The organism is Bacillus sp. CCB-MMP212, assembly GCF_022748145.1.
GTDB classification, from domain to species: Bacteria; Bacillota; Bacilli; order Bacillales; family Bacillaceae_G; genus Bacillus_A; species Bacillus_A cereus.
Map to the genome: position 1 here is coordinate 395,366 of NZ_JALDQE010000004.1, position 14,537 is coordinate 409,902.

The following is a 14,537-nucleotide window of genomic DNA, read 5'->3' on the forward strand; positions in this document are numbered from 1 at the left end:
TGAGCGAGCCACTTTCGCTTTTTATTAACATTTGTTACAATAGTAAAAATAGAGGAGGGACGTTATATGCCAAAAGGTACAGGTAAGGTTATTGCACAAAATAAAAAGGCGTTTCATGATTATTTCATCGAAGAAACATACGAAGCAGGGCTTGTCCTTCAAGGAACGGAAATTAAGTCGATTCGCGCTGGTCGCGTGAACTTGAAAGATGCGTTTGCACGTGTACATAATGGTGAAGTATGGGTTCATAATATGCACATTAATACATACGAACAAGGGAATCGTTTCAACCATGATCCACTTCGTACGAGAAAGTTACTTCTTCATAAAAAAGAAATTGATAAGCTAGCGGGCGCTGCAAAAGAAACAGGTTACGCATTAGTTCCACTTAGAATCTATTTGAAAAATGGATTTGCAAAAATGGCACTTGGTTTAGCAAAAGGTAAGAAACAATACGATAAACGTCACGATTTAAAAGAGAAAGAAGCAAAACGTGAAATTGCACGCGTGTTCCGTGATCGCCAAAAGATGTAATACAGATATTTACATTTGTAAAACGGCGCGCGTATGATATAATAACTTATGTAAGGTTGTTGCACATTGAAAAATAGCTCTTAGTAGCTATCACGATATTTTCTTCGTATGCTCCATTTTTATCATGGGGACGTTACGGATTCGACAGGGATAGTTCGAGCTTAGGTTGCGAGTCGAGGGGATCGGCCTCGTTAAAACGTCAAAGCCTATAATTGGCAAACAAAACAATCTTTCTTTAGCTGCTTAATTGCACTAAAGGTTCCTCCCTCCATCGTCCATGTGGTAGGGTAAGGGACTCAAACTAAGTGGACTACGCCGGAGTTCGCCGTCTGAGGGCGAAGGAAGAGAACAATCAGACTAGCAACTTGGAAGCCTGTCGATAGGCCGAAGAGTTCGCGAAATGCTAATATATCGACTACACTCGTAGAAGCTTAAGTGCCGATATTTTTGGACGTGGGTTCGACTCCCACCGTCTCCACCAATACATATTTGGTGGTTTTTTTATTTTGTATGATATGAACCATAATTTTGCCAGATTGGCGAGGTTATGGTTCTTTTTGTTTGTGGCAAAGTTATGGTTCCAAAAATAAAAGATTTTAAACCGTATCTTTATTATTGTCTACTTGACAGGGAAGTGACCACCTTACGTGTATATGATATTCATTGAATTTCTACAATTTAAAAGGACAATTTGTACCCATTGATAAAATTACTAGATTTATACTAAAAACACGCATTTTGATTAAGTTTTTTCAAAATGCGTGTTTCATTTATTTTTATATTTTACAATGATGCAAACAAACCTTCTTAAATTGTTTTTACCTATATTTGTATAAATAGCAAAGGAAATCTATACTTTCTCTAAAAAACCGCTTCTCTTTTATAAGAAAGCGGTTTTTTTATGAATATAACTATGAATTAACTTTAACTGTTCTGTTTATATATCTTTTCACTTTTGTTTTCCATTTGATGTATAATGCTTTCGCCTTCAACATCAATGTTAGGCAAAATTTTATCCAGCCATTTTGGCAAGTACCAGGCCGACTTACCCATGAGAGCCATGACCGCAGGTACGATTGTCATTCTCACGATGAATGCGTCGAAGAAAACACCGAATGTAAGAGCCATGCCTATGGATTTAATGATGCTATCAGGTGCCAACATGAATCCAATAAATACAGACATCATAATTAATCCTGCTGAGACTACGACTTTACCGCTCTCTCGCATTCCTTCTAAAATAGCTCTCTTCGGGTCGCCTGTATGCGTATATACTTCCCGCATCTTGCTTACTAGGAACACCTCATAGTCCATGGCAAGTCCGAACAGGATGCCAATCAGAATAACAGGCAAGAAAGCTAAGATTGGACTGGCAGCTGGGAAACCAAATAAATTTTGGAAATGCCCATCCTGCACGAAAAATACCACGGCTCCCAACGTAGCACCAAGAGACAGTAGAAACCCTAATACTGCTTTTAATGGAATGAGTAGAGATCTAAACACTAGAACTAAGAGTACATATGCGAGTCCCACAATAAGAGCAGCGAAAACTGGCAAGGCATCACTCAGCTTTTGCACAATATCAATATTCATCGCTGCTGTGCCCGTTACCATTAGTTCAATTCCATTTTTTTTCTCGGTCTGGTTTGATCTGTCCCGAATCGTATTTACCAAATCCTTCGTCTTTGTATCGTCAGGTCCTGTTTTTGGTGTGATGGAAATCATATAAATCTTTCCAGAAGGACCAGGGATAGCTGGTGTCACACTTTTCACGTCAGATAAGTCACCCAATTCTTTTGCAACGGTGTTCATAGTATTTTGCGTTTCAGCTGTTGCTTCCTCAGCTTTTGCCACTACCGCTAAAGAGGCATGAATTCCTTCTCCATATGCTTCCGTCAATAAATCATATGCTCTTCGTTCTGTCGTTTCTGTGGACTTTGATGTTCCATCAGAAAGCAGCCCAAGGTTCATATGGAAAAATGGAATCGTAATCACTGCAAGTAGTCCGATTGCGAAAATCGAAACAGCCAGAGGACGTCTTACGACAAATTCCCCCCATTTATTTGAACCAGTGCGTTTCTTACCTGCCCCAGTCATCTTTTCTAAGAATCGATTTTGTTTAGTTGGGGCAATCTTATGGCCGATAATTCCTAATATGGCCGGTAATATGACGACGGAAACCACCACAGCTATGAACACAGTGAAAGCAGCGGATACGCCCATCGCTATTAGGAATGGAATCTTTGTAACAGACAGTCCCAAAAGACCAATAATAACAGTTAATCCTGCAAAGATTACGGCACTTCCCGCTGTTCCAGTTGCAATGGCAATAGATTCTGGAACAGAATCTCCTTGTGCGAGCTGCTGTCTAAAGCGATTGATAATGAAAAGCGCATAGTCAATGCCTACTGCGAGTCCCAGCATGGCAGCTAATGTTAAGGAAACAGATTGGATTTCCACATAATTGGTTCCAATCATGATTCCTAGCATTCCAATCGCTAATCCGATTATCGCAGTGAGAATCGGAAGTCCAGCTGCTAGAAAAGACACAAAAGTAAATGTGAGGACTACGAAGGCAACAAGTACTCCAACAATTTCAGTCATACCTGAAGTCTCTGAGTCGGAAAACTTAATATCGCCTCCTGATAGCTCCGTTTGAATGCCGGCATCCCTTGTTGTTTCAATACTATCTAAAATCTTATCCTTAGAAGCTTCTGTGACCTTTTCCGCTTCCACTTTGTACGTAACAACTGCATATCCGATTTTCTTATTTTCACTAAGGTTCTGCAGTTGCATCGGTGCTGCCACAGAATCAACAGCTGAATCTTTTTTTATCTCACTTAGAACTTCTGCAATTTTCTGTTGTACTTCCGCTGACTCCAAGGTTCCGTTTTTTGGTGCTCGAAATACTACTTTTACTTGTGCACCTGCTGGTTGCATCGCTTTAAACTCTTTTTTAATTACTTTTCCTGCTTTATCTGCCGGTGTATTCGGAATGCTCATTTCATCATTGAAAGAGGAACCCATGTTGACTCCAATAAGTACAAATGCAATAAGAATTGCGAGTGCACTGAATATAACCTTTTTCCTATGATTTACTGCCCAATGTCCTAACTTATAAAGATATTTTGCCAATTAAATCTCACCCTACTCTCGTTGAAAATTTGTCTTGTTCTTACGTTGTAATTTAGAAATGTACAAACACCAAAATCTTATATTATTTATATAAAAGGATTTTAAAATGTATATTATAAATTGTATCAGTATATCTCACCCTATTTATAGCTTGCAAAATGGCGGAAAATTGCCAGTAGGAAACAAAGAAAATGGTACACATTGACAGCAATGATGGCCTTTTATACACTAACAATTGTACTTACATGTGTAAGTATAACAGTGAATTTTCATCTTTCAAGCACTATGTGAAAATTTGCACTTAAAACGAACAGAATGAAGGGATGTGTTAGTTTTGAGGAAGTCAAGAGAAGACAGTATACACTCTCAGAAATACATTATGGAGGCATTGAGCGCACTGTTGCATGAACATAAACTGCAAGATATAACTGTAACAGCTATTTGCAAAAAGGCTGGAGTTGCCAGAGTCACATTCTACAAATACTACCGCAACGTTTACGACGTCGTACAAGTATCAGTGGATGAAATTGTTCAACAATTTTTGAAAGAGGTTGATAGTTTGGATCCTTATGAAAGTATGCAGCTAATTATTGAATATATTATAGAGGGCTTTGTGTCTGCACAGAAGCCGTCAGGAAAGTTAATTGATGCAAATATATCTAGTATGATGCTTGATTATTTGAATTACACAATGGAAAAGGTCTTTCAAGCGGATATTACGCGCAATCATGACATAAGCAGAATGCAAATCCTGTTTTTAGCAGGCGGTATCTATAATATTGTTAACGATTGGATTAAAAGAGGGGCAAAGGAATCTCCCCAGGCACTTGCTGCAAAAATATACGAGATCCTTCCATATGGGACAACAGACACAAGGAATTTGGCAAATTCATGATGCAACTGTACTACCTTTGATTACATCTAAAAAATGGCATCACATAAATAGCTGTGAGTAGTTCATCTAACCATAAACGACCATTTTTGGTTAAAAGAACAAAACTTTCTTTCATATAAAATTTTCTTAACGTTGTTGAAAGCGGAGGAATCGTCAGGAAAATGGGCTTAGTGTTGTAAATCCGCATTTTCCTGACGGTACCTCTAAAAGCAAAGGATATCATTACAAACACTTTTATCATTAAGCCAATATACTAAAACTCCGTTGTTAAAGTTATTGAATTTGTTGTATAAAAGCTTTAATGAATAAAATAGTAAGATTAAATGCCACATGCTGATAATAGGTATTTTTATTTGTCTTGTTGTAACATTCACGGCAAGTTTATGCTTCTTTTGTTTGTGGAAAAGTTAGGATTCTAAAAATAGAATGCTTTTAATTCTTCACTTCTTTCAATTCTATCCTTAATGCGTATCCCTTAATGATTACAAGTCTATCCCGTCAAAGCCTGGTTGATAAGACTTAATTAAGTTTTCATTTTATTCAAATCTTCATATGTTTTGTATTTTTATCTATATCTATTGTAAGATTATATAGAGTTCTCCTAATAAACTGTTTTAATGGATTATTTAGGGGTTTTAAATTTATAAATCTTAAATTGTTTTTTGGGGATAATTTTTTATCTAACTAAGTTATATTGAAGTAGAGGTGAACCATCGGTGAAGCAAGTGTTGGTGATTAAAAATGAACGGTCTTCAGCAAAGAAAATCGTAAGCGGTCTAACGCAAGAAGGCTATTTCATTTTAAAACTTCACAATGAAAACGAAGGTTTAAATATAATATATGAACAAGACTGGGATATTATCATATTAGATTGGGATTCATTAAGTATATCGGGACCAGAAATTTGCAGACAAATACGGCTTGTTAAAAAGACACCGATCATTATTGTGACCGACAATATTTCTAGTAAGGATTGCGTAGCAGGATTACAAGCAGGAGCAGATGATTATATAAGAAAACCATTTGCGAAAGAAGAATTGGTAGCAAGGGTTCAAGCTATTTTAAGGAGAAGTAATTGTAACCAGCAAAATGAGATAAACTTTTTTCAGTTTAAAGATCTCTTTGTTGATGCATCTAGCAATATTGTGAAAAAAGGTGGCGAGAACCTCTCCCTTACTAAGCGCGAGTATGATTTGCTTGTATTTTTAATCAAAAACAAAAACACAATATTGAGCCGTGAAATGCTTTTGAATCAAGTTTGGGGATATAACGTAGTAGTAAATCCAAATGTAGTAGACTTATATATTGGGTATGTAAGAAAAAAGTTAAAGTGCGAGAAGAAAGACAGATATATTCAAACGATACATGGCAGAGGCTATTCAATGATTGACTGATAAAAATAAGATAATAAAAAAATGAGTAAAACTATTTCATTCGGTTTTACTCATTTTTTTATTAAATATGATAATCAAATAGTTTCTTAGAAGTATTAAAAGACGTAAAAAAATGGATTATGAAAGTATTAGCTATTAATGAGCGTGTTTTGTAGAGGAAATCATGGTTAATCAACACGCCCGACTTCACATATTACTTTGTGTGCCTGATTTTATTAATTCACACCATTCACAAGATTTTCACAGAATTAATGACTATACTAATTAACAGGATGTTCAAGTGAAAATGATTATCAATAGCGATTCAATTGAATGAAAATTACTTTCTAATTCAATCTATGGATGTCATCATTTTCGAAATAAATCACACTATAAGGAGTATACATATGAAAAAATCTATGCTTTTAAAATTAGTGAGTATTCTAGCAATTTTCACTTTAATGTTAGTAGCTTGCTCAGATTCAAGTAAAGAAACTTCGAAGGCTAATAATAAAGATAATGGTAGTGATAAGCCAAAAACGGTTGAAATCACTGATGCTCATGGAACTGTTAAAGTCCCTGTAAACCCAAAGAATGTAGTTGCTTTGGATAACAGAACGTTTGAAACTTTATCTGATTGGGGAATTAAATTAGCGGCTGCTCCAAAGGATATCATGCCTGCTGATTCAGCATATAAAAAGGATGAAAAAGTTCAAAATATTGGGAATCACCGTGAACCAAATCTAGAAATTATTGCAGCGGCAAATCCTGAACTTGTAATTGTTGGTCAAAGATTTGCTGACCATTACGAAGAAATCAAAAAATTAGTACCAAATGCAGCAGTTATTGATCTTAATTTTGATGTTTCTGAGAAAGCTACTAAGCCTGGCGAAAACTTAGTAAAAGGACTTAAAGATTCTACAATTACTTTAGGAAAAATCTTTAATAAAGATAAAGAAGCTAAACAATTAGTAGCTGATTTTGATAAATCTATTGAAAAAGCAAAATCTGCTTATAACGGAAAAGATAAAGTTATGAGTGTTATCGTTACTGGTGGTAATATTGGTTTTGCTGCTCCACATTCTGGTCGTGTTTGGGGACCAATGTATGAAATTTTCGGTTGGACTCCAGCGTTAGAAGTTTCAAATTCTACTGCAGGTCATAAAGGTGATGACGTTTCTGTTGAAGCTATTGCACAAACAAATCCTGATTGGATTTTCGTATTAGATCGTGATGCTGCAACATCTGATGCAGCTAAGTCAACACCTGCTAAGGATGTTATTTCTAAATCACCTGCTCTTCAAAACACAACTGCTGTTTCTAAAAAACAAGTTATTTATGCACCAGAAGATACTTACACGAATGAATCAATTCAAACTTATATAGAGTTATTTGGAAATATGGCAAAAACTTTAGCTAAGTAGTGTAAAGGAGTACGAAACAGTGTCAAAAAATATAATTTCTAGGGTTGAGAATATTTCTCAACCCCAGTTTTATAATCACAATAAATTATGGACAAAACCTTTTATAATAGCAGTTATAGTTGTTATAATTTTAGGGATTATATCACTGTTTACTGGAGTTTATGATATACGTGGACAAGAGGACGGGACAGAGATGTTTTTCATAACTCGTGTTCCGAGAACAGCTGCATTAATGCTTACTGGAGCTGCGATGGCGATGGCAGGGCTCGTAATGCAACTCATTACACAGAATCGCTTTGTTGAACCTACTACAACGGGGACTATTGAATGGTCAGGCTTAGGCCTGCTTTTTGTGTATTTATTATTTCCTGCCCCGACTTTAGTTCAAAGAATGACTGGTGCAATCATTTTTTCTTTTATAGGAACTATGATTTTCTTTCTATTTTTAAGAAGAGTTAAGCTTCGTTCGTCTTTAATTGTTCCGATTATTGGATTGATGCTTGGAGCAGTAATTTCTGCAGTGTCTACTTTTTTAGGACTCCTTTTTCAAAAGACGCAAAGTATTGAAACTTGGTTTGTAGGTTCATTTGCTAACATTCAGGTGGGAAGATATGAATATTTATGGCTGATTGTTATCATTACTTTTCTTATTTTTATGTATGCTAATAGATTGACTTTAGCTGGACTAGGAGAAGATGTCGCAACAAGTCTTGGAGTTAATTACAATAGAATTGTTCTTTTTGGGACTGCTCTTATCTCTGTTGCAGTTGGAATTGTTGCAGCTGTTATTGGACACTTACCTTTCTTAGGATTAATTGTGCCAAATATCGTTTCAATGTTTAGAGGTGATGATCTTAGGAGTAATTTACCTTGGGTTTGTGTGATCGGAATGGGATCAATAACTGCCTGTGACATCATTTCTCGAACAATTATACAGCCTTTTGAATTACCTGTTTCTTTAATACTTGCAACAGTGGGAGCAGTCGTGTTTATTACTATTTTATTGAGACAAAGAAAACCAAGGAGGCTACGATGATCACATTAGAATATAGAAAAAAAGAAAATGTCGAAATCGATTCTAGCCTTCATAATGAAAGTAGATCAGCTAGCGCTTTTCGGTCTAAGAAGGAAGCAAGACGTTATTGGATTTTACTGATAACATTGATTGCTTTAGGTCTTCTTTCTTCATATGGACTTTTAGTTTATAACAATCCAGTTCCGATAGATTCACCTTCTTTTATCCCAGTCGTTAAGAGAAGGATAGTAGCTATTGTTGCAATGATTATTGCTGCGGTTTGCCATAGCTTGTCGACAGTTGCTTTCCAATCTATTACGAATAATAAAATTATTACTCCATCGCTTTTAGGTTTCGAATCACTTTATTCAGCAATTCAAACGAGTACAGTATTCTTCTTTGGTGCTAGTGCGTTAATAAATTTTAATGGAATTGGATCATTTTTATTCCAAGTTGTTGTTATGGTCTTCATGAGTTTGATACTTTATGGATGGTTACTTTCCGGTAAATACGGGAATTTACAACTTATGCTTTTAGTTGGAATTATTATTGGTACCGGGCTAAATTCAGTGTCAACTTTCATGAGAAAACTACTTGCGCCTTCAGAATTTGATATTTTACAAGCAAGATTATTTGGTTCTGTTAATCATGCAGATCCTGCATATTTTCCTATTGTAATTCCTATGATCATAATTGTAGCAGTATTAATTTTTGCTCATTCTAAGAATTTAAATGTTTTGTCACTAGGAAAGGATGTTGCTACTTCTTTTGGGGTTAAATATCAACCTAGTGTAATTTATACGCTTGTATTAGTAGCTATTTTAATGTCCATTTCAACAGCTCTAATTGGGCCACTTACTTTCTACGGCTTTTTAGTGGCAACTTTGAGTTATCAGGCAGCGTCAACTTATGATCATAGATATATTTTTCCGATGGCTTTTGCTATAGGATTTTTAATAATGACGAGCGCATACTTTTTAATGTATCATGTATTCCATGCTCAAGGTGTAGTTTCAGTTATTATTGAATTATTCGGTGGAATCATATTCTTAACTATAGTTTTAAGGAAGAGGGCTTTATGATAAAAATTGATAATGTTAAAAAGTTCTATACTGATAAGGTAAAAATAGGACCTTTGGATATTGAAATACCAAAAGCGGGCTTTACTTCTTTAATTGGACCAAATGGCGCTGGAAAGTCAACGACACTTTTGATGATTGGCAGACTTTTAGATATGGATGAAGGTCAAATTCAGGTAGCAAATATGGATGTTTCTGAATCCAAATCAAAAGACTTAGCAAAAGTTTTGACTATATTGCGACAAGAAAATCATTTTGTAACTAGGCTTACAGTTAGACAATTAGTTGGATTTGGGCGCTTTCCTTATTCAAAGGGAAGATTGACTAAAGAAGATGAGGTTATCATTTCTAAATATATCGATTTCTTAGATTTAACTAGTTTAGAGAATAGATATTTAGATGAGCTTTCTGGTGGTCAAAGACAAAGGGCATATGTAGCGATGGTATTGTGCCAAGAGACTGAATATGTACTTTTGGACGAACCTTTGAACAACCTTGATGTTGCTCGTTCTGTTCAAATGATGGAGCATTTAAGACGTGCAGCTAATGAATTTGGAAGAACAATTTTGACTGTCATGCATGACATAAATTTTGCAGCTAAATACTCGGATAAAATTTGTGCTATGAAAGATGGACAAATTGCTGCTTTTGGAACAGTAGAAGAAGTTATGGACCCAACACTTTTGACAGATATTTTTGAAACAAAAATAGAGATTATTAATGGTCCTTATGGGCCAATCGCTGTTTATTAGTTATAAAATGTCTTGCGTAGATTATGCAAGACACTCTAGTTGAAGTTGCTGTCTGTATTTTATAGGCAGCAGCTTTTTTTATGTGATTACTCATAAAATGCAAAAGAATGCTTCATCTTTTCAAGTATGTACCAAGTGGAAAAAATATCTCTGTATAATTTTTCAAAAGAATTCAGCTTGTTTTTTGTATATGTAATATTGCATATCAGAGTGTATTGATAAAAGTGTAAGGGGTCACTATAATGAGGGCATAAAGATAAATCACATTTTCGTAGCAATAAAAAGGAGGAAATAATATGGAAATCGCAATGGCAGTTTTAAAATTTGTAGGTGGCGTAATCCCGTTAATTCAAGAACTTTTAAAAGCATTTATGTAAGTTTATTAGTTAGCTATCATTTATCAATCATTATCATATTTTACTAAAAAAAGAACGGGGTGATTTTTCTGAATATTAAGAAAAACACTAAAAGAAGAAAGTTCCTTACATGTTTATTAGTTAGTCTATGCACTATTAATTATTCATCTATTTCCTTCGCAGAAACACAAGCAAGTAATGTAACTGATGTGACCAAAAATGCTAGTGGCATTAATACTGGTATAGCAAATCTTAAATATAATAATCAAGAGGTTTTAGCTGTAAATGGTGATAAAGTAGAAAGTTTTGTTCCGAAAGAAAGTATTAATTCAAATGGTAAATTTGTAGTAGTGGAACGCGAGAAAAAATCACTTACAACGTCACCAGTCGATATTTCAATTATTGATTCTGTAGTGAATCGCACGTATCCAGGAGCTGTACAACTTGCAAATAAAGCTTTTGCAGACAATCAACCAAGTTTATTAGTGGCTAAGAGAAAGCCTTTGAATATTAGTATAGACTTACCGGGCATGAGAAAAGAAAATACAATCACTGTCCAAAATCCGACATATGGTAATGTAGCTGGAGCAGTAGACGATTTAGTATCTACTTGGAATGAAAAGTATTCTACAACACATACGTTACCTGCAAGAATGCAGTATACGGAATCTATGGTTTATAGTAAATCACAAATCGCAAGCGCTCTTAATGTTAACGCTAAATATCTTGATAACAGTCTAAACATTGATTTTAATGCGGTTGCAAATGGAGAGAAAAAAGTGATGGTAGCGGCGTATAAGCAAATATTTTATACGGTAAGTGCTGAACTACCTAACAATCCATCCGACCTTTTTGATAATAGCGTTACTTTTGACGAGTTAACTCGAAAAGGCGTAAGTAATTCGGCTCCACCTGTTATGGTTTCAAATGTAGCTTATGGTAGAACGATTTATGTAAAATTAGAAACAACATCTAAGAGCAAAGATGTACAAGCTGCTTTTAAAGCCTTACTTAAGAATAACAGCGTTGAAACAAGTGGACAGTATAAAGATATTTTTGAAGAGAGTACCTTTACTGCTGTAGTATTAGGCGGAGATGCGAAAGAGCATAACAGGGTTGTTACTAAAGATTTCAATGAAATCCGAAATATTATTAAAGATAATGCTGAATTAAGTCTTAAAAATCCAGCATACCCAATTTCATATACAAGTACTTTCTTAAAAGATAATGCAACTGCTGCTGTTCATAACAATACAGATTATATTGAGACTACAACTACAGAATATTCAAGTGCTAAAATGACACTTGATCATTACGGTGCTTACGTTGCTCAATTTGATGTATCTTGGGATGAATTCACATTTGATCAAAAGGGTAACGAAGTACTAACACATAAAACGTGGGATGGTAGTGGAAAAGACAAAACGGCTCATTACTCTACAGTTATCCCTCTTCCACCGAATTCAAAAAATATAAAAATTGTAGCAAGAGAATGTACAGGTCTTGCATGGGAATGGTGGAGAACAATTATTAATGAACAAAACGTTCCATTAACAAATGAAATAAAAGTTTCAATTGGAGGAACAACATTATACCCAACAGCTAGTATTAGTCATTAAGTATAAAAAAAGCGCCCTATAAGTAGGGCGCTTTTTTACTTAGTCACAAATTTTATTCCTCTATTTGCCGGGCGGCCCGATCGGTGAGGGCTGATTAATAATGTAATTCCTAATATAGTTAATCGGCGTTGATTTACTTCTTCACGTAAAATGGATTGAAATGAAATTCCTATTACTTGGACAAGTGTTGCTAAAAGTGTGGCAATTGGAGGAATAAAACTTTATGTTCCTTTGTTTTGGGCCAACTTAAGAAACTTTTGTAAAATGATAGGATTACAAAAATGTAATGTGGATGTAAGGAAACTGGATTGTACCATCTTTATGGTTAAAGCATACTTAAGGTAAGGAAGGTTTATATTTTAACGGGTATAAATCTTACAAGTATAATAGAAAGGTTAGGTATTATCATATGAAATGGATCATGAGAATTTTTGTGTTATTAGCTATAGTAGGAGGTGCTTTCTACTATATGAAGTCAGGGAATGGGTACTATTCGACTAAACAATATTATGTAAAAGTAACGACGGATTCTACAGTAGAAAATGAAAAATTGAGTAATGGAGAAGTTCTTACGTATCATGTTTATGATGAGAAGGTGTACGATAAAAAAGGGGAAGAAAGAGAACTGAAAATTTCCTTGCAAAATGAATTGGAAAAAAATCAATATTATTTGATTGATTGGGAAGATCGCCGTGGGATTGTTTCTAAAATAGCTAAAGTGAATCAGGCAAAAATAGAAAAAGGTATTTTAGATAAGTTGAACGCAAATTCATAATATTTCAGGATAAGTTAATCAAAAGCTGTGTTAGCGTAAGATGTATATAAAAAAGGTATTGTAGCAAAAATAAAAGAGATTATTATAAAACAAAAAGGACCGAACCGTCTGGTTCTGTCCTTTTTTAGGAGTGAAGAATGAATTTTACAAATGATGTGGCACAAAGCTGGATTGCTACAATTGGGATGACATGTATGAATAGTGGACTGTAACACTTATGTAGATGGTTTGCAGAGATATAAAATCAATATAGAAGAGGAGTATTATTCTAGATGACTTATGTAACTACAATTTTATCAATAGCGGGTATCGTTATCATGTCTTTAGCGAGGATTAATTTTAAAATAAGGGCGTTTGCTAATAAACCAGCTTGGGGTGGCTTCACTCTTCCCTTAATTCTAATTGGATTTATTTTATTTTGTATCGGTATGTTTTTAGGTTTTGTAAATCATCAACTATAAGGTGGGAATATTGTGAAGACGAAAAGCTACATGTTTTTCGTCTTTTCGTTCTCTTGCTTAATAAGAAAGATCCTGCAACTCAGTACAGGATCTTTAATCAAACGTATTTAAAAACTAAATTGTGGTTTCATATCACCTTTATAAGGTTCATGTTCAACGAATATAGTTATATCCTTACCAGTTTGGTCTTTACCAGTTCTTTTATACGTAAATTTATTCTTATTTAGTTCAGTAAGCTCAAGAGCAGCACCGTATTTATTATTTCCAATTGAAACATGGGCTCTTATTTTATTTTCGTGTACAACATCGAAGTAGCCATAATCACCGCGGCTTTGACCTGTTTCGCTATTGAAGAACTCATATTTATTAGATTTGTCATCAAATTTTGCTAGACTTATAAAATTCGAATTAAACTGTGTTACATCGTTACCAGCTTCATCTAATACCTTTGTTCCGTGCCAAAGGGTACCGCCCAAAATTTTATCTCCATCAACGTTTTTAACAATATCTCCTGTAGTCGTGTTCAGCTGCTTGTCCGGATCAGTGAAAGAAAGTTCTTTTTCTTTATATGGAACATGTTCAACGAAAACTTCTACATCTTTACCGTTAGCGTCTTTCCCCATTCGTTTATAAGTAAATACATTTTTATTTAGTTTTGTCATGTCAACGACAGCTTGATACTTCATTGATTCTGAAATTAATATTCTCTTCTTCCCATCATTTGTGACAAAGAAAGTTCCTTTATCGCCACGACTTGCACCTGTTTTAGCATCAAAAAATTCATATCTGCCTGACTTCGCATCATATTTTGCAAGACCAATGAAGTTTGCATTCTCTTTTGTTAAGTCATTCTTATCTTTGTCATACACTCGTGTACCTTGCCAATTTGTCTCGCTAAGAATATTAGCCATTTTTTGTCCTTTAGTTAATTTATTTTCCTTTTTTGTTTCTTTGGCAACTTGTTCTTGTTTTTGTTTCCCATGATTTTCTTCAGCTTTAGTACCAGCACACCCTGTTAATGCTAATGTGAATCCGAGCAGTACGGATGATAGTGCTTTTGCTTTTTTGTTCATGTTTTATCGTCTCCTTATTTTATGATTTCAAGTAGTACGGTTAGCG

The 14,537-nt window shown here is 34.8% G+C and carries 12 protein-coding genes and 1 other RNA gene; 11 read left to right on the plus strand and 2 right to left on the minus strand.

Annotated features, from left to right (window positions below; translation table 11 throughout):
• The first annotated feature begins 66 nt into the window (after positions 1-66).
• Together smpB and ssrA are read left to right on the plus strand one after the other, a co-directional pair.
• Entirely contained in the window at positions 67-534 is a 468-nt protein-coding gene (smpB, locus tag MRP26_RS13760) for an SsrA-binding protein (RefSeq protein WP_001123920.1), read from the plus strand.
• Between the two features lie 126 nt (positions 535-660).
• Positions 661-1,015, plus strand: a transfer-messenger RNA (tmRNA) gene (ssrA, locus tag MRP26_RS13765).
• A 443-nt stretch (positions 1,016-1,458) separates the two neighbouring features.
• Here the strand turns inward: ssrA and MRP26_RS13770 are convergent.
• A complete protein-coding gene (locus tag MRP26_RS13770) occupies positions 1,459-3,669 on the minus strand; it encodes an MMPL family transporter (protein ID WP_242806208.1) in 2,211 nt (736 codons plus the stop codon).
• A 379-nt stretch (positions 3,670-4,048) separates the two neighbouring features.
• On the opposite strand from MRP26_RS13770, the gene MRP26_RS13775 reads away from it, so the two are divergent.
• From MRP26_RS13775 to MRP26_RS13820, 9 genes are all read left to right on the plus strand, one after another.
• Positions 4,049-4,564, plus strand: coding sequence for a TetR/AcrR family transcriptional regulator (locus tag MRP26_RS13775; RefSeq protein ID WP_043935894.1), 516 nt, complete (start codon positions 4,049-4,051; stop codon positions 4,562-4,564).
• Between the two features lie 716 nt (positions 4,565-5,280).
• Positions 5,281-5,958 (plus strand): response regulator transcription factor, encoded by a 678-nt coding sequence (locus MRP26_RS13780; protein WP_088025093.1) that lies wholly within the window; start codon positions 5,281-5,283, stop codon positions 5,956-5,958.
• Between the two features lie 386 nt (positions 5,959-6,344).
• On the plus strand, positions 6,345-7,361 hold the full coding sequence (locus MRP26_RS13785) for a siderophore ABC transporter substrate-binding protein (protein WP_063246369.1): 1,017 nt from the start codon (positions 6,345-6,347) through the stop codon (positions 7,359-7,361).
• Between the two features lie 19 nt (positions 7,362-7,380).
• Entirely contained in the window at positions 7,381-8,397 is a 1,017-nt protein-coding gene (locus MRP26_RS13790; protein WP_025686661.1) for an ABC transporter permease, read from the plus strand.
• A complete protein-coding gene (locus MRP26_RS13795) occupies positions 8,394-9,458 on the plus strand; it encodes an iron chelate uptake ABC transporter family permease subunit (protein ID WP_000631245.1) in 1,065 nt (354 codons plus the stop codon). Before MRP26_RS13790 ends, MRP26_RS13795 begins: the two co-directional genes overlap by 4 nt.
• Positions 9,455-10,207 (plus strand): iron ABC transporter ATP-binding protein, encoded by a 753-nt coding sequence (locus tag MRP26_RS13800; RefSeq protein WP_000590070.1) that lies wholly within the window; start codon positions 9,455-9,457, stop codon positions 10,205-10,207. Before MRP26_RS13795 ends, MRP26_RS13800 begins: the two co-directional genes overlap by 4 nt.
• A 436-nt stretch (positions 10,208-10,643) precedes the next feature.
• On the plus strand, positions 10,644-12,182 hold the full coding sequence (gene alo / locus MRP26_RS13805; RefSeq protein ID WP_197242281.1) for an anthrolysin O/cereolysin O family cholesterol-dependent cytolysin Alo: 1,539 nt from the start codon (positions 10,644-10,646) through the stop codon (positions 12,180-12,182).
• A gap of 409 nt (positions 12,183-12,591) precedes the next feature.
• On the plus strand, positions 12,592-12,957 hold the full coding sequence (locus tag MRP26_RS13815; RefSeq protein ID WP_088025097.1) for a YxeA family protein: 366 nt from the start codon (positions 12,592-12,594) through the stop codon (positions 12,955-12,957).
• A 272-nt stretch (positions 12,958-13,229) separates the two neighbouring features.
• The gene (locus MRP26_RS13820) at positions 13,230-13,418 is read left to right on the plus strand and encodes a hypothetical protein (RefSeq protein WP_000222858.1); all 189 of its coding nucleotides are present in this window, start codon (positions 13,230-13,232) and stop codon (positions 13,416-13,418) included.
• A 107-nt stretch (positions 13,419-13,525) separates the two neighbouring features.
• Here the strand turns inward: MRP26_RS13820 and MRP26_RS13825 are convergent, their stop codons facing one another.
• Positions 13,526-14,491, minus strand: coding sequence for a DUF4822 domain-containing protein (locus tag MRP26_RS13825; protein ID WP_001034144.1), 966 nt, complete (start codon positions 14,489-14,491; stop codon positions 13,526-13,528).
• Between the last annotated feature and the right edge of the window lie 46 nt (positions 14,492-14,537).